Source organism: Mesorhizobium sp. WSM2561 (genome assembly GCF_000513915.1).
Classification (GTDB): Bacteria; Pseudomonadota; Alphaproteobacteria; order Rhizobiales; family Rhizobiaceae; genus Mesorhizobium; species Mesorhizobium muleiense.
This window is the reverse complement of sequence record NZ_AZUX01000026.1, coordinates 57,796-73,909: the sequence shown is the minus strand read 5'-3', so window position 1 is coordinate 73,909 and position 16,114 is coordinate 57,796. Positions and strand designations below refer to the sequence as shown.

General features: G+C 62.6%; 12 protein-coding genes. 5 read left to right on the top strand and 7 right to left on the bottom strand.

The genetic code is table 11. The annotated features are described in order from the left end of the window. Positions 1-72 precede the first annotated feature (72 nt). Positions 73-441 (top strand): hypothetical protein, encoded by a 369-nt coding sequence (locus tag M727_RS0121950; protein WP_027154459.1) that lies wholly within the window; start codon positions 73-75, stop codon positions 439-441. Between the two features lie 24 nt (positions 442-465). Here the strand turns inward: M727_RS0121950 and aat are convergent, their stop codons facing one another. From aat to M727_RS0121920, 6 genes are all read right to left on the bottom strand, one after another. Further along, positions 466-1,083 (bottom strand): leucyl/phenylalanyl-tRNA--protein transferase, encoded by a 618-nt coding sequence (aat, locus tag M727_RS0121945; RefSeq protein ID WP_027154458.1) that lies wholly within the window; start codon positions 1,081-1,083, stop codon positions 466-468. A 29-nt stretch (positions 1,084-1,112) separates the two neighbouring features. Continuing rightward, positions 1,113-2,456: an acetyl-CoA carboxylase biotin carboxylase subunit gene (gene accC, locus M727_RS0121940; RefSeq protein ID WP_027154457.1), complete on the bottom strand. Its 1,344-nt coding sequence runs from the start codon at positions 2,454-2,456 to the stop codon at positions 1,113-1,115. Between the two features lie 19 nt (positions 2,457-2,475). Continuing rightward, on the bottom strand, positions 2,476-2,934 hold the full coding sequence (gene accB, locus M727_RS0121935) for an acetyl-CoA carboxylase biotin carboxyl carrier protein (protein ID WP_027154456.1): 459 nt from the start codon (positions 2,932-2,934) through the stop codon (positions 2,476-2,478). 26 nt (positions 2,935-2,960) lie between these two features. Next, on the bottom strand, positions 2,961-3,395 hold the full coding sequence (gene aroQ / locus M727_RS0121930; protein ID WP_027154455.1) for a type II 3-dehydroquinate dehydratase: 435 nt from the start codon (positions 3,393-3,395) through the stop codon (positions 2,961-2,963). A 305-nt stretch (positions 3,396-3,700) separates the two neighbouring features. Then, positions 3,701-4,504, bottom strand: coding sequence for a DsbA family protein (locus M727_RS0121925; protein ID WP_027154454.1), 804 nt, complete (start codon positions 4,502-4,504; stop codon positions 3,701-3,703). Between the two features lie 118 nt (positions 4,505-4,622). After that, a complete protein-coding gene (locus M727_RS0121920; protein WP_027154453.1) occupies positions 4,623-6,017 on the bottom strand; it encodes a M48 family metalloprotease in 1,395 nt (464 codons plus the stop codon). A 196-nt stretch (positions 6,018-6,213) separates the two neighbouring features. Here M727_RS0121920 and M727_RS0121915 point away from each other — a divergent pair, with 196 nt between their 5' ends. Together M727_RS0121915 and M727_RS0121910 are read left to right on the top strand one after the other, a co-directional pair. Next, positions 6,214-7,362 (top strand): aminotransferase class I/II-fold pyridoxal phosphate-dependent enzyme, encoded by a 1,149-nt coding sequence (locus M727_RS0121915; protein ID WP_027154452.1) that lies wholly within the window; start codon positions 6,214-6,216, stop codon positions 7,360-7,362. Positions 7,363-7,366: 4 nt separating this feature from the next. Further along, positions 7,367-8,296, top strand: a complete 930-nt coding sequence (locus M727_RS0121910; RefSeq protein WP_023798153.1) for a glutaminase — start codon at positions 7,367-7,369, stop codon at positions 8,294-8,296. Between the two features lie 114 nt (positions 8,297-8,410). On the opposite strand, the gene M727_RS0121905 is transcribed toward M727_RS0121910, so the two are convergent. After that, a complete protein-coding gene (locus M727_RS0121905) occupies positions 8,411-11,470 on the bottom strand; it encodes a ribonuclease E/G (RefSeq protein WP_027154451.1) in 3,060 nt (1,019 codons plus the stop codon). 712 nt (positions 11,471-12,182) lie between these two features. Here M727_RS0121905 and M727_RS0121900 point away from each other — a divergent pair. Further along, a complete protein-coding gene (locus M727_RS0121900; protein ID WP_156941591.1) occupies positions 12,183-13,436 on the top strand; it encodes an N-acetylmuramoyl-L-alanine amidase in 1,254 nt (417 codons plus the stop codon). 212 nt (positions 13,437-13,648) lie between these two features. Further along, on the top strand, positions 13,649-16,105 hold the full coding sequence (locus tag M727_RS0121895; RefSeq protein ID WP_027154449.1) for a penicillin-binding protein 1A: 2,457 nt from the start codon (positions 13,649-13,651) through the stop codon (positions 16,103-16,105). Positions 16,106-16,114 lie beyond the last annotated feature (9 nt).

Sequence of the window (16,114 nt, the reverse complement as noted above, 5' to 3'; positions counted from 1 at the left end):
TCCCTACTGAGCCTTCCGGAACCGCCTTATTCTTCGTGCGTTGGTCATGGCTGGCGTTACGGAGATGTTCCCATGATGGCCAACAAGAACGAACTCCTCGATCTCGAAAAAGGGTTCTGGACCGGCGACGCAGCCTATTTCAAAGCCAATGCCGACACCAAATGCCTGGTGGCTTTCCCACAGATGGCGCAAACGATGAGCAACGCCGATCTGGCCGAAACCGCGACGGGCCTAAATCGCTGGCGCGATCTCGACATCGACCTCATGGGCATCATCGAGCCGGGCAGCGACATTGTCATGCTGACCTATGAGGCCCATGCCACGCGCGAGAATGGCGAGCCTTATGCGGCGCTGGTCAGCACCGGCTATGTCCATCGCGTCAATGGCTGGAAGATGATGTTCCACGCGCAGACGCCGCTTGAGCCTGCCGCAAAAACCTGACCAAAAACCGACCTTTGGCTCAGATCATGGGAAAAAGACCGCTTCGCCCTTCAGCGCGTCAGCCAACATCTTTTCATACTTGCCCCTTGGCACGTCGACCGCGCCAAAGCGTTTGAGGTGCTCGGTGGTGAACTGCGTGTCGAGCAACGCAAAGCGCCGTTCCTTCAGGCGTTCGACCAGGTGCACCAGGCAGACCTTCGACGCGTCCGTTTCCCTGGCGAACATGCTTTCGCCGAAGAACACCCGGCCAAGAGACACGCCGTAGAGGCCGCCAACCAGCCGACCCTCGCGCCAGGCTTCGACCGAATGGCAATGGCCCATCCGATGGAGTTCGACATAGGCCTCGCGGATCGGCGCGTTGATCCAGGTCGACCGGCGTTCCTCGCGCCTCTCGGCGCAGCCGTCGATGGTCGCCTCGAAATCAAAATCGAAACGGATATCGAACAGGTTTTTCCGGATCGCCTTCCTCAGGCTTTTGGGCGTGTGAAATCCGTCCAGCGGGATGATGCCGCGCGTCTCCGGCCGCACCCAGAACACTTCCGGATCGGTGGCGCTTTCGGCCATCGGAAAGACCCCAGAGGCGTAGGCCTTGAGCAACAGGTCGGTCGGGATGCGATAGCCTGGCGCGTAGGGACGGGTCATCGCGCCATTATATTCTATAAGTTCACGTCCTAATCCTCATCGGCCAGATATTTTTCCAGCCAGTGGATGTCATACTCGCCATTGGCGATATCGGCATTGCCGACGAGATCGCGAAACAGCGGCAGTGTCGTCTTGATGCCGTCGACGACGAATTCGTCGAGCGCCCGCCGCAGCCGCATCATGCATTCGACGCGATTGCGGCCGTGCACGATCAGCTTGCCGATCAAACTGTCGTAGTAAGGCGGGATCTTGTAGCCGGAATAGACGCCGGAATCGACACGGATGCCGAGGCCTCCCGGCGTGTGGAAGTGGGTGATCGTGCCGGGCGAGGGGGTGAAGGTGCGCGGATCCTCGGCATTGATGCGGCATTCGATGGCGTGGCCCTGAAAACGGATCTCTTCCTGGCGCATGGAAAGCCCGCCGCCCGAGGCGACGCGGATCTGCTCGTGCACGAGGTCGATGCCGGTGATTGCCTCCGTCACCGGATGCTCGACCTGCAGGCGCGTGTTCATCTCGATGAAATAGAACTCGCCGTTCTCATAGAGGAATTCGATGGTGCCGGCGCCGGAGTAGCCGAGATCGGCAATCGCCCTGGCACAGACGCCGCCGATATGCGCGCGCTCCTCGGCATTGAGCGCCGGCGAGGGCGCCTCTTCCCAGACTTTCTGGTGGCGGCGCTGCAGCGAACAGTCGCGTTCGCCGAAATGCACGCCGCGGCCGGCACCGTCGCCGAACACCTGGACCTCGATGTGGCGCGGCTTTTCGAGATACTTCTCGATGTAGACGGCGTCGTCGCCGAATGCGGCACCGGCTTCCGAGCGCGCCGTCTGCAGTGCGACCACAAGATCGGCTTCGCTGCGCGCCACCTTCATGCCGCGTCCGCCGCCGCCGGCCGACGCCTTGATGATCACGGGGTACCCGATCTCGGCGGCGATGCGTCTGGCTTCCTTTTCCTCGGTCACCGCGCCGTCGGAGCCGGGCACCACCGGAATGCCAAGGCGCTTTGCGGTGCGCTTGGCCTCGATCTTGTCGCCCATGATGCGGATGTGATCGCCGGACGGGCCGATGAAGGTGATGTTGTGCGCGGCGAGGATATCGGCGAATTTGGCATTCTCCGACAGGAATCCGTAGCCCGGATGCACCGCGTCGGCGCCGGTGATCTCGCACGCCGCAACGATCTGGTGGATGTTGAGATAGCTGTCGCGCGACGGCGGTGGGCCGATGCAGACGCTCTCGTCGGCGAGACGCACATGCATGGCGTCGGCGTCGGCGGTGGAATGCACCACCACCGTCTGGATGCCGAGCTCCTTGCAGGCGCGCAGCACCCTCAGAGCGATTTCGCCGCGATTGGCGATGAGGATTTTCTGGAACATTTTTCGGCTGTTCCCGGCTCTACTCGATCACGACGAGCGGCATGCCATATTCGACCGGCTGCGCATCCTCGAACAGGATCGCCGTCACCGTTCCGGCACGCGGCGAGGGAATCTGGTTCATCGTCTTCATCGCCTCGATGATCAGCAGCGTCTGGCCTTCCTTGACCTGTTGGCCGACTTCGATGAACGCCTTGGCGTCGGGCGATGGCGCCAGGTAGGCGGTGCCGACCATCGGCGAGGCCACTGCGTTCTTGGACACGTCGGCCGCTGCCGGGGCGGCTGCGCCGGCCGGCTGCGCTGCCGGCGGGGCATAGGCGGGCTGCGGTGCGGCGACCGCATGGACGGCCGGCGCCTGTCGCGACACGCGCACCTTCAAGTCGCCCAGCTCGACCTCGATCTCGGTGAGGTTGGTGTCGTTCAGTATGCCCGCCAGATCGCGGATAAGCTGCTGGTCAACACCATTCTTTTTTATCGACATTTTCGAGCCTTCTGTTTGTTGGCCGGTCATAGGCGTGCGGCCAGCGCCTGCAGCGCCAGTGTGTAGCCGAGCGGCCCGAACCCGCAGATCACGCCGACGGCGACTGGCGAGACCATGGAGACGTGGCGGAATGATTCTCGCGCATGGATGTTGGAAAGATGAACTTCGGCGACGGGGAATGGCGCGACGGAGCGGATGGCGTCGTGAATGGCGATCGAGGTGTGGCTGTAGGCGCCCGGATTGATGACGATGCCGACAGCCTTGTCGGCGGCTTCCTGTATCCAGTCGACGAGGTCGCCCTCATGGTTCGACTGACGGAAATCGATCTCGAGCCCAAGTGCCGCACCTGCCTGCTTGCAATCGTCGGCGATCGCGGCCAGCGTCTTGCCGCCATAGATGCCCGGCTCGCGCTTGCCGAGCGCGTTGAGGTTGGGACCGTTCAGGACGAAAACCGTTTTCAAAATGCCGACCTTTTCCCAGTGTGGTTTCGAATCCGAAATTCGCAATACGTTGGAACAGCGCTTTGAACGAATTTCGGATTCAAAGCCATACTGGCAATTTATACATTTCTGATGTGGTGGATTTAAAGTTCCTGAACGCTGACGCCACCAAAGCAGCAGGAACTTCAAATCCACCACATCAGCGCCGGCATCAGTCGGCGCACTGGGCCTCTACTGGGCTTAGACGCCTGCGAAAAGAGCGCAAGTGGGTTCTTTCGCTGTCCACAACAGGCGGAAAATGGCCTGCGCCGAAAGCCAGCGGCCGATCAGAGTGCGGCCTTGGCCGCCTCGATCTTTTCCGCCAGCACGCCTTGGCCGAGCGCACCGAACACCACCTCGTTGCCGACCACATAGGAGGGCGTTCCGGTGATGGCCAGCTTGTTGGCAAGATCATAGGTCTTGGAGAGGGCCTCGGCGATCGACGGATCCTTCATCTTCTCGCGCAGCGTCGCTTCGTCGGCGCCGAGCGAAAGCGCTACCTTGATGGCCGCCGCTTCGGTGGCGCGTCCCTGGGCGCCGAGCAGCGCGTTGTGGAACTCGCCGTATTTCTCCGGCATCATCAGGTGGAAGGCCATCGAGACGACGCTTGCCTTCTGCGAATCCGGGCCGAGGATCGGGAACTCCTTGAGCACGAAGCGCAGGTCCGGATCGGCTGTCGTCAGCGTCTGCATGTCCTCCATGGCGCGTTTGCAGTAGCCGCAATTGTAATCGTAGAATTCGACGATGGTGACCTTGCCGTTCGGATTGCCGACGACGCCGTCGAAGGCCGAGTTGAAGATCTGGTCCTTGGCATCTTTGATGACGTCGAGACTGGCGACGCGCTGCGCCTCCTTCTGCTTGGCCTCGAGCGCTTCCTGAGCCTCCAGCAGCACTTCCGGGTTCTTCAGCAGATAGTCGCGGATGATGCCTTCGACTTCAGCCCGGTCGATCTTGGTGTCGGCGGCGGCTGCCTGGGCGATCTGCGCGGCATCGGCTTTTGCCGGCTGCGGACTTCCGGTCACGAACCCGAAACCCAGCATGGCGAGAGCGACCGCCACGCCCGTGGTGGCCAGCAGAATTGCCTTCGTCATCATCCCTGATCCTCTTGCCTGGTTTCCGGCCCGGTCGTCCGACCCGATTGGCCCGACTACCCGATTGGTTCGACTACCCGATTGGTCCACTACTTGTCGCCGCGCGCGGCCGGAAGGTTCACTTTTTCTTGCCTGATGGTGCGTAGTTTATGATGTCCTGCGCGCGGATCCAGCCCGGCTCGCCGCGCTTCATTTTCATCTGCGCGCGCATTGCGAAGATCTTGGCATCCTTGTAGGCGCCAGAATAGAAATGGCCTTCGGCGGTCGCAAGGTCGGCGGCCGGAATGTTGCCAAGCTCGCCATAGGCTTGCGCAAGATGGCGGTAACCGACGGCGTTTTCTCGGTCGCGCGCGAGACCCTTGTTGATCTGCACCACCGCTTTCTCCAGGGAATCGGGCGTGCCGACTGCCATCAGCGCCTGGCCATAGGAAACCGGCAGCAGCCCGGATCGCGCTGGGTCGAGGCTGACCGCCTTGGCATAGGCTTCCGCGGCGGCCTTCGGTTTGTTCGCCTTCATCAGGATGTCGCCGCGCAATTCCTGGAAATAGGGGTTCTTCGGCTGTGCCTTGATCAGCGCGTTGGTCTTGGCAAGCGCCCCGGCCAGATTGCCGAAAAGGTAGCTCGTCTGCGCGTCGCCATATTGCGAGGCGAGGCTGCCCGGCATCTTGCGCATCAGCCGCGATGCGGCGGCCTGACCTCCCATATAGGCAGCGATCTTGATGCGCATCATGTCGTGCCGCTGCTGCAGCGCCGGCGGATCGACCTTTTCGACGTAGGGGCTTTTTTTGACCAGGACTTCAAGGTTGGCGATGCGTTCGCGCGGCAGCGGATGGCTGATGCGGTAGGGGTCGACCTGCGCCCCCGACAGCGAAAGCGCGCTCTGAAAGCGGCCGAAGGTCTTCAGCATGCCCAGGCCGGACTGGCCGGTGGCATTGAGATAGGTTATCGCCGAGCGGTCGGCGGTCATCTCTTCGGTGCGCTGATAAGCGAGGATACTGCGCTGCGCCATCTCGCCGCCGCCAGCTGCAACCCCCATGCCGGCGCCGGCCAGGCCCCGGCTCTTGCTGGTGGCGCCGGCAACCATGGCACCGGCGCCAAGCAGCGTCGCGATGATGGCCATCGTCTTGGCGCGTTCGAGCTGGTTGCGCAATTTTTGCTGGTGGCCACCGGCGATATGGCCGGCTTCATGGGCGATGACGCCGATGATCTCGTTGGGCGTCTCCGCCGACATCAGGGCGCCGGTGTTGATGAACAGGCGGGACCCGGCCACGAAGGCGTTGAAACTCTGGTCGTTGACCAGCACGATGTCGACGCCGTCTTCCGGCAGGCCCGCGGCCCTGAAGATCGGCCGCGCATAGGCGCGCACCAGCGCCTCGATCTCGGCATCGCGCACCACCGGCACGTTTTGCGCAAAAGCGCTGACGGTGCTGGTCACAGCGACCGTCGCGGCAAGCGAAAGCGTCGCGAAGGCGCGCGCTGCCCTGGCTATCGTCGATTTGGGTCGGCTCAACATGGCAGGTCCACTGGTAGACGAGCGGATGGAGGATGAAAAGTCGGCACTGAAACTTTACTGAACTTGTGATCCTCACATCAATCGGGCATTTGTGCGGCGCGGGACGCCAAAGCTCGGCGCCCGGCAGCTGGCAAGCGCCGGCCCAAGGGCCGATCTCAAAGGGCTGACCCAAGGGCGTACAAGGAAATTTGGTCAAATGGTTGTATCGCTTTCGCGTCGCGGCGACGTCGAGCCGTTCCACGCCATGGACATTCTGGCGGAAGCGAATCGGCTGAAAGCCAGGGGCGTGCCGGTCGTTTCCATGGCCGTTGGCCAGCCGTCGGATCCGGCGCCGGCCGGAGTCAGGCAAGCGGCGACGAATGCATTGAACATGGGGCGAATCGGCTACACCGACGCACTGGGTCTTGCGGGCCTGCGCGAGGCAATCGCGCAGCACTATGCCGACCACTACGGGCTGGCCGTTTCACCCGGCCGGATCGCCGTCACCACCGGATCGTCGGCCGCCTTCAACCTGGCATTTCTGGCGATGTTCGATCCAGGCGACCGTGTCGCCATCGCCGCCCCCGGTTATCCGGCCTATCGCAACATCATGGCCGCGCTCGGCATCGAGATCGTCGAGATCGAGCTCGACGGTGATGCCTATCTCCACGCCGAACATTTGAAGGCTGCGCATCGCGAAAAGAAGCTGAAGGGCGTGTTGTTTGCCAGCCCGGCCAATCCGACCGGGGCGATTATCCCCGCCGACGAGCTGTCGGCGCTGGTGACGACGGCGCAAGAACTCGGCATCGCCGTGATCTCCGATGAGATCTACCACCGGCTGGCTTACGCTGCGCCGGACACGACAGCGCTTGCCTGCGGCCCTGACGTGACGGTGATCAATTCCTTCTCGAAATACTACTGCATGACCGGTTGGCGCATCGGCTGGATGGTGCTGCCGGAACCATTGGTGCGGCCGGTCGAGCGCATCGCCCAGAGTCTCTACATCTCACCGCCGGAATTGTCCCAGATCGCCGCGATCGAGGCGTTCAAGGCAACCGCGGAATTGGAGGCGGTGAAGGCGCGATACGCGGGCAATCGCGAGCTTTTGATGAAACGCCTGCCCGAACTCGGCTTTACCCTGGCGGCACCGATGGACGGGGCGTTCTACGCCTTCTGCAACGTCACCAGGCACACCAACGACAGCATGGCCTTCGCGCGCAAGATGCTGGCCGAGGCGCATGTGGCGGCGACGCCCGGCCGCGATTTCGATCCGCTTCAAGGTCATCGAGCCATGCGCTTTTCCTATGCCGGCAGCCACGACGAGATGGTCGAGGCGATGATGCGCATCGAACGCTGGCTGAGATAGCGCGATGCCGGACCTCGAGCAGGCCTTGACCGAGATTGCCGCCGAAATGGCCGAGCGCACCGATCGCGGCGACGTCGCGACCTACATTCCGCAGCTCGGCAAGGTCGATCCGAAAAAGTTCGGCATTGCCGCGGTGACCAATGACGGTCGCGTGCTGATGGCGGGCGACGCCGATGAGCCGTTTTCGATCCAGAGCATTTCGAAGGTGTTCACGCTGACATTGGCGCTGGGCAATGTCGGCGACGCGTTGTGGCAGCGTGTCGGGCGCGAGCCTTCGGGCAACCCGTTCAACTCGATCGTCCAGCTCGAGCACGAGAACGGCATTCCGCGCAATCCGTTCATCAATGCCGGCGCCATCGTCATTTCCGACATTCTGCTCGCCGGCCACCAGCCGCGCGAGGCGATCGGCGAGATCCTGCGCTTCATCCAGTTCCTGGCCGACGACGAGACCATCATCATCGACCGCGAGGTCGCGGCTTCGGAACGAGCCACCGGTTTTCGCAACTTGGCGCTCGCCAACTACATGAAATCCTTCGGCAATCTCAGCCACGCGCCAGATCTGGCGCTGGGCGTCTATTTCCACCATTGCGCCATCGCGATGAGCTGCCGGCAACTGGCTCTGGCCGGCCGCTTCCTCGCCAATGGCGGCAAGAACCCGGCGACTGGCCATTCCGTGGTGTCGGCCGAGCGCGCACGCCGGATCGGCGCGATGATGCTGACCTGCGGCCACTATGACGGCTCAGGCGATTTCGCCTTTCGCGTCGGCATCCCGGGCAAGAGCGGCGTCGGCGGCGGCATTTTAGCGATCGTGCCGGGCGTGGCGTCGCTTGCCGTCTGGTCGCCCGGCCTCAACGCCAACGGCAATTCCAGGCTGGGGTCGATTGCGCTGGAAAGGCTGGCGAAGATGATGAACTGGTCGGTTTTCGCGCCATAGAGATTTGGGGGCGCCATAGAGATTGGCCCGCTTCAGCCAAGTAAAATCCCGCGCTGTCGACAGGACAGCGCGGGATTTTTTTGGTCAGAAGATCAGGCTAAACTACTGAAAAGCTTAGAAAAAGCCTTTCCGCTGCCACCAGCCGGCACGCTTCGGCTTCTCCTCGGTCTTTTCCTCTTCGGCAACAGTCGAGGACACGATCGGCTCAACCGGAGCATCGACCGGTACGGGCTTGCGTCGCGACGGGCGGACCTTTGGTTTCTCGTCGACGGCGGCCACGGCTGTTTCCTCCGAAACAGCTGCGGGAGCCTCGGCAGAAATTTCCGGCTCGGCTACCGGCGTCTCGGCAACGACGTCCGCCGCAGCCTTCTTCGGTTTGGCGGCGCGACGCGGCTTCTTCGGCTTTTCGGCGCTTGGCATGTCGTCATTGGCCGGAGCAAGGTCGACAGGCTCTTCGACCGGCGTTGCTTCGACCGGCGTTGCTGCTGCCGGTTCGCCGGAGACGGCTACGTCCTCCAAGACCTCGGGACGGTCAGCCGACTCGGCAGAGCCTGCATCGACCTCGCCTTCGCCGTCTTCACGGCGATTGCGTTTGCCGCCGCGCTTGCCGCGCCGACGCTTTTTGCCCAGACCTTCATCAGGCTCCCGACCTTCAGGCTCTTGCCCGTCATCCGACGCTTCCACCGCCTCGGTGACGCCGACCTGGTCCTCGTGGTCTGCTTCGGCGCCTTCATCGCTTGCGGCTTCGGAGACGCCATCGGCAGTGGCCGAGATGGACGCGCCTTCCACGGGGGCGCCATGCTCGCGGTCGCGATCCTTGCCGCCGCGCCGTCTGCGGCGCTTGCGGCGCTTGCGGTCGCGGCCTTCGCCCTCCTCGCTGGGCCTTGGCTGCTGCGGCTGCTGCGCCTGGCGCGGTTGTTCCGCCGGTGCAACGACCTCGTCTTCCTCCTCCTCGATGACGATTTCGTCGGCGGGCTCTTCCGGCTCGACATAGGCGGGCAAGGTCCGCACCTCGACGAAGCCTTCAGGCTTTTCGGCCAGCGCGCCGCGGAAGATCGCATAGTGCTGGGCGCCGACCGTATCGTCGGCCTCGACTGTGATGGTCAGGCCGAAGCGGTTTTCGAGCTCCACCAGCGTGCCGCGCTTGTGGTTGAGCACATAGAGCGCGGTCGCCGCCGGCGTCCGCACCGTGATGTGGCTGCGCGAATCCTTGAGCAGGAATTCCTCGATCGCCCGCACCACCATCAGCGCGACGGACGAATCGGACCGCACATGGCCGGTGCCGCCGCAATGCGGGCAAGGCTTCATCGTCGATTCCAGCACGCTGGCGCGGATGCGCTGGCGCGACATCTCCATCAGGCCGAAATGCGAGATGCGGCCGACCTGGATGCGGGCGCGATCGTTCTTGAGGTGATCCTTCAGCCGCTTCTCGACGGAGCGGTTGTTGCGGTTCTCCTCCATGTCGATGAAGTCGATGACGATCAGGCCGGCGAGATCGCGCAGCCTCAGCTGCCGTGCGACCTCCTCGGCCGCTTCCAGATTGGTGTGAAGCGCTGTGTCCTCGATCGAGTGCTCCTTGGTGGAGCGGCCCGAATTGACGTCGATGGCGACCAGCGCTTCGGTCTGGTTGATGATGATGTAGCCGCCGCTCTTCAGCGTCACCTGCGGCTGCAGCATGCGGTCGAGCTGCGCCTCGATGCCGTTGCGCACGAAGATCGGCGTCGTGTCGCGGAACGGCTGCACGACCTTGGCGTGGCTGGGCATCAGCATGCGCATGAAATCCTTGGCCTCGCGATAACCCTCTTCGCCGGAGACCAGGATCTCGTCGATGTCCTTGTTGTAGAGGTCGCGCACCGAGCGCTTGATCAGGCTGCCTTCCTCGTAGACGAGGGCAGGGGCCGTCGACTGCAGCGTCAGGTTGCGGACGTTTTCCCAAAGCCGCATCAGATATTCGTAGTCGCGCTTGATCTCGGCCTTGGTGCGGCTTTCGCCGGCCGTGCGCAGGATGACGCCCATGCCCTGCGGCACTTCGAGATCGGCGACGACCTCCTTCAGCCGCTTGCGGTCCTGTGCGTTGGTGATCTTGCGCGAGATGCCGCCGCCGCGCGCCGTGTTCGGCATCAGCACCGAATAGCGGCCGGCAAGCGACAGGTAGGTGGTGAGCGCCGCGCCCTTGTTGCCGCGCTCTTCCTTGACGACCTGCACCAGAAGGATCTGCCGGCGCTTGATCACTTCCTGGATCTTGTACTGGCGGCGCACCGGCTTGCGGCGGTTGCGCGCTTCTTCCAGCGCATCCTCGGCGCCGACCGATTCGACCTCATGGTCATCCGGATGCGATGACTGCACCTCTTCCAGCATGCCGCGATCATTGTCGGTGGAGGTGGCTTCGCCGGCCGCATCAGCCTGCGGCACGGCTTCGGAAATCACATCCGATTCGATGCTGGCGGCGATGGAATTCGGACCGCCTTCGGAAGGCCCAGTTTCGTCACCGCCAGTTTCGTCACGGCCATGGCCAGTCTCGTCACGGCTCGTCTCATCAGGACTTGCCTCGCTATGACTGGCGACAGCCTCGCCATGTTCCGAAGCAGCGGACGGCGTGTCGACTTTTTCTGAGGCATCGACGTTCTGCGCGACCGCATCCTCGCCGTGTTCGCCGCCCTCATTGGAACGGCTGTCATTGGACTCATTGGAGACGCTGTTGTTGGACCCGCTGTCGCTGGACCCGCTGTCGCTGGAATCGCCAGAATCGTCCGAATCGGCCGCACCTGCATCACGCTTGTGCTCGCCTCGGTCGCGGCTCTTGCCGCCGCGGCGGCGTCCGCGCCGGCCGCGATCACGGTTCTGGCGATCGTCGCCATCGCCGTCCTCATCGTCCTCGTCTTCAGCCTCCTGCGCTTCCGCGCGCAGCAGCGCCTGACGGTCGGCGACCGGAATCTGGTAGTAGTCGGGATGAATTTCACTGAAGGCGAGGAAACCGTGACGGTTGCCGCCATATTCGACAAAGGCTGCCTGAAGCGAGGGTTCGACGCGGGTTACGCGGGCGAGGTAGATATTTCCTTTGAGCTGCTTCTTGTCCTGGGATTCAAAGTCGAATTCTTCAATACGGTTACCGCGAACGACGACAACTCGTGTTTCCTCCGGGTGGGAGGCGTCTATCAGCATTTTGTTGGGCATTATTTCGTTTCCCCCCGGCAGCCGTCAGCCGCAGCTTGCGGGGCAAAGCCCGCCGCTGTGAATGTGGATGAACATGGGTGCCGGGCAATTGAATGTCCGCCGGCCGCTGCCTGAGCGCCATGGCGGTGCCGCCCGCAGCCATAATGGCGCGGTTTGCTGCGGACCTTTCCATGATTGCGCTTGAAGCCATCGTAACCAGCAGAACCTTTTTGAACCAAAGCCCGGGAAAACCGGACCAGCTTGTTTGCTCGTACAGAGCCGGCGCGGGACAATCCCGGCCGTTTTCCTCACGCAGGCGCTTCCCCCGCCACGGGCTTACACCTGCGAAATTCGTCGCGATCACCTGTTGCCTTTTTCGCCTGACGCGAAAGGAGCCGTCGTTCATCTCACCTGTAGCAGGAAGCTGCGGAGAAGGACGGTTCCAGGATTGCAGTGATCCAGCATCGCTTTTATGATTTGGCGGGTTGGAAGGCAACCCCGATTTCCGATGCCGGCAAAATGCAGTTCCGCAACGGAAGCACGGCTTTAAGCGTTGCGTGAAAAGGCTTGGTTAACCTTCTCTGGTTACGAACCGTTAATCGAGTTCGCGGCCTGACCGACGTTTCGACAAGACGACGACACTCCGACAAGCAAGATTGGCCGACAACAGGATCGGGCGCCTCACGCCAAACCGGAGCGACTGGAAGAGATGGCACTGGCAGTCTTCACGCACATGAGTGGTCGCGCCGGAGGCATTTTTTTCTACGCCGCCCGCTTCCACGCCGCTTGTCTGCTGTTGCTGGTTGTCGCTTGCCTGGCTCTTTCGCCAGTCTCCTTTGCCGCCGACGCGCCGCTGGCAGTGACGAGCTACAAAATGGCGGGTGACGCCACCAAGATGCGCATCGTCATGAATTTCGATCGTGAGCCCGACGTCAAATGGTTCCTGCTGCGCGGCCCCCACCGTCTGGTCGTCGACCTGCCAAGCACGAGATTCGCCATCAAATCCAAGGATGTGAAGGCGCGCGGCCTGGTCAGGAGCGTGCGGTACGGCGATCTCGGCGAGGGGGTGTCGCGGCTGATTCTCACTGGCAAGGGCCCGTTCGCCGTCGACAAGTTCGACGTGCTCAAGAATGATGACGGCAACGGCTACCGCATCGCCATCGACATGTCGGCGGCGTCCGTGCGGGAGTTCGACGCCGCTCTTGCCAATCAGGCGTTGACCACCGGCTCGACGGTCTCCTCCGACAAGGGCGGCAGGGTCGGCACCGGCCCGGTCTCCAATCCAGGCCATCGCTTCACCGTCGTCATCGATCCAGGCCATGGCGGCATCGACGGCGGCGCCGAGGGCATGAACGGCACGGTCGAGAAGAACGTCACGCTCGCATTCGCCACCGAATTGCGGGACAAACTCGCCGCAGTCGGCAAATACGACGTGTTCATGACGCGCGAGACGGACCAATTCCTGCGGCTGGACGACCGCGTGCGCATTGCCCGCCAGCACGAGGCCGATCTGCTCATTTCGATCCACGCCGACACGATCAGGGTCAAGGGCCTCCGCGGCGCGACCGTCTACACCGTCTCCGACAAGGCTTCCGATCCCGAAGCGCAGGCGCTCGCCGACCGTGAAAACCTTTCCGACCAATTCGCCGGCATGGAAATCAAGGACGACAACAAGGAAGTAACCGACATCCTGATCGACCTGATTCGCCGCGAGACGCACAGTTTCTCGATGAGTTTCGCCCAAACGCTGGTCGGCCAGCTTTCCACCAGCGTCGGCCTCATCAACAATCCGCAGCGTTCGGCCAGCTTCAAGGTGTTGAAGGCGCCGGATGTTCCCTCCGTGCTGGTCGAACTCGGCTATCTGTCGAACGCCAAGGACGAGGCGCAACTGCTCAGCGCCGATTGGCGCAGCAAGGCGGCCCAGAGCATAACCAATGCCATCGCCCTGTTCGCTTCAGCCAAGGCCGGAGCCGGAACCGGAGGCTGAGATGCCAGCCCTCGCCACAACCAGAGGCAGCGTTGCACGACGACAACACTTTGCACTTATATTTTCGCCATTCGAAGCCGAAATTCCAGGCTGCCGCATTTTGCCCACATGGTGGCGACATGGATTTTCGATTACCGGTCGGGATCGTCTCGAAAGCTTGCGCGAAAGGCGGCTTCGTTTAGGCAATTCCCGAACCAAGGACTGGAGCGGGCATGATTCGTCTTATTGGCTATTTCTTCGGCATCGGCACCGCGCTGGCCCTTTTGGTCGCGGCCGGCGTGGCGATCTATATCAGCCATTTGTCGAAGGATTTGCCCGATTACGAGGTCCTGGCCAAGTATGAACCGCCGGTGACGACCCGCATCCATGCGTCCGACGGTGCGCTGATGGCCGAATATGCGCGCGAGCGGCGCCTGTATTTGCCGATCCAGGCGGTGCCGGATCGTGTCAAGGCGGCCTTCCTGTCTGCCGAGGACAAAAACTTCTACAATCACCCCGGCATCGATATGACCGGCCTTGGCCGCGCAGTCATGGTCAATCTGCAGAATGCTGGCTCGGGCAAGCGCCAGGTCGGCGCCTCGACGATCACCCAGCAGGTGGCGAAAAACTTCCTGTTGTCCTCGGACCAGACCTACGAGCGCAAAATCAAGGAGATGATCCTCGCCTTCCGCATCGAGCAGGCCTATTCGAAGGACCGCATCCTCGAGCTCTACCTCAACGAGATTTTCTTCGGGCTTGGCGCTTATGGCGTCGCCGGCGCAGCGCTCACTTATTTCGACAAGGCGGTGAATGAACTCACCGTGGCGGAGGCGGCCTATCTGGCGGCTTTGCCGAAGGGCCCCTCCAACTATCACCCATTCAAATATGCCGACCGCGCCATCGAGCGCCGCAACTGGGTGATCGACCAGATGGTCGGCAACGGCTACGTCACGCAAGAGGAAGGCGCCAAGGCCAAGGCCGAGCCGCTCGGCGTCAAGCCACGCCGCTCCGGCACCTATCTGTTCGCCGGCGAATATTTCACCGAGGAGGTGCGTCGCCAGATCAGCGCGCGCTACGGCGAGAATGCGCTCTACGAGGGCGGCCTGTCCGTCCGTACGACGCTCGATCCCAAGATGCAGCTCATCGCCCGCAAAGCCATGCAGAACGGCCTGATGAAGTTCGATACGCTGCGCGGCTATCGTGGGCCGGTGAAGACCATCGACCCGTCCGGCGACTGGGGCGTGCCTTTGAGCGAAGTCAAGGGACTGGACGACGTGCCCGAATGGTCGCTCGCCGTCGTGCTCGACAGCTCGGAGAGCGGTCTGTCGATCGGCCTTCGGCCGACCCGGCAGATCTCGGGCGAACTTGTCAAGGATCGCGTCGAAGGCACCGTCAGCCGCGAGGACATGAGCTTCGCCATGCGTCATGTGGTCGGCGGCAAGACCGTCAAGGCCAAATCGCCGGCGGACGTGCTGAAGCCTGGCGACGTCATCTTCGTGCAGAAGAAAGAAGGTACGGATGGGACCTATATCTTGCGCCAAGCCCCCGAAGTGGAGGGCGGCCTGATCGCCATGGATCCGCATACCGGGCGCGTTCTGGCCATGGTCGGCGGGTTCTCCTATTCGCTATCCGAATTCAACCGTACCACCCAGGCCATGCGGCAGCCGGGTTCGTCGTTCAAGCCGATCGTCTATGCGGCCGCTCTCGACAATGGCTATACGCCGGCTTCGGTTATCATGGATGGCCCGATCACCATCAAGAGCGGCAACACGACCTGGACGCCGAAAAACTACGATGGAAGGACTGCGGGCCCGGCGACCTTGCGGTCCGGCATCGAGAGGTCGCGCAATCTGATGACTGTGCGCCTGGCCAACGACATGGGCATGAAGCTGGTCGCCGAATATGCCGAGCGCTTCGGCGTCTATGATCGACTGGCGCCGTATCTGCCGATGGCGCTCGGGTCGGGCGAGACCACAGTGATGCGCATGGTATCGGCTTATTCGATCATGGCCAACGGCGGCAAGTCGATCAAGCCGACGCTGATCGACCGGATCCAGGATCGCTACGGCAAGACGGTCTACAGGCAGGACGAACGCGGCTGCGAAAATTGCAATGCGGCCGAATGGCAGAACCAGCCTGAGCCGGAACTGGTCGACAATTCCGAGCAGGTGCTCGATCCGATGACCGCTTATCAGATCACTTCGATGATGGAGGGCGTCGTCGAGCGCGGTACCGGCGCTACCGTCGCCGAACTCGGCCGCCACATCGCCGGCAAGACCGGAACGACAAACGACGAGAAGGATACCTGGTTCATCGGCTACACGCCCAACCTCGTTGTCGGACTTTATATGGGCTATGATCAGCCGAAAGGTCTTGGCAAGGGCGCGACCGGCGGCGGCCTTGCTGCGCCGATCTTCAAGGACTTCATGCGCGTGGCGCTGGACGGCACGCCCAATGTCGATTTCCAGGTTCCCGAAGGCATGAAGCTGATCGCCATCAATCGCAAAACCGGCATGCGGGCCAACCCGGACGACGCCGGCGCCTTTATCGAAGCCTTCAAGCCGGGCACCGGCCCCGCCGACAGCTATTGGGTGATCGGCATGGGTGAGGACGGCTCCAACGCCTCCGGCGGCGCGCTGTCGCCACAGGCCAACCAGGCCATCCAGTCCGGCGGCGGCGGGCTCTACTGACATAGGATT

What these genes read in the sequence shown, in the direction of transcription:
- M727_RS0121950 (WP_027154459.1), top strand. Translation starts at nt 73, where the DNA reads ATGATGGCCAACAAGAACGAACTCCTCGATCTCGAAAAAGGGTTCTGG.
- aat (WP_027154458.1), bottom strand. Translation starts at nt 1,083, where the DNA reads ATGACCCGTCCCTACGCGCCAGGCTATCGCATCCCGACCGACCTGTTG.
- accC (WP_027154457.1), bottom strand. Translation starts at nt 2,456, where the DNA reads ATGTTCCAGAAAATCCTCATCGCCAATCGCGGCGAAATCGCTCTGAGG.
- accB (WP_027154456.1), bottom strand. Translation starts at nt 2,934, where the DNA reads ATGTCGATAAAAAAGAATGGTGTTGACCAGCAGCTTATCCGCGATCTG.
- M727_RS0121925 (WP_027154454.1), bottom strand. Translation starts at nt 4,504, where the DNA reads ATGACGAAGGCAATTCTGCTGGCCACCACGGGCGTGGCGGTCGCTCTC.
- M727_RS0121920 (WP_027154453.1), bottom strand. Translation starts at nt 6,017, where the DNA reads ATGTTGAGCCGACCCAAATCGACGATAGCCAGGGCAGCGCGCGCCTTC.
- M727_RS0121915 (WP_027154452.1), top strand. Translation starts at nt 6,214, where the DNA reads ATGGTTGTATCGCTTTCGCGTCGCGGCGACGTCGAGCCGTTCCACGCC.
- M727_RS0121910 (WP_023798153.1), top strand. Translation starts at nt 7,367, where the DNA reads ATGCCGGACCTCGAGCAGGCCTTGACCGAGATTGCCGCCGAAATGGCC.
- M727_RS0121905 (WP_027154451.1), bottom strand. Translation starts at nt 11,470, where the DNA reads ATGCCCAACAAAATGCTGATAGACGCCTCCCACCCGGAGGAAACACGA.
- M727_RS0121900 (WP_156941591.1), top strand. Translation starts at nt 12,183, where the DNA reads ATGAGTGGTCGCGCCGGAGGCATTTTTTTCTACGCCGCCCGCTTCCAC.
- M727_RS0121895 (WP_027154449.1), top strand. Translation starts at nt 13,649, where the DNA reads ATGATTCGTCTTATTGGCTATTTCTTCGGCATCGGCACCGCGCTGGCC.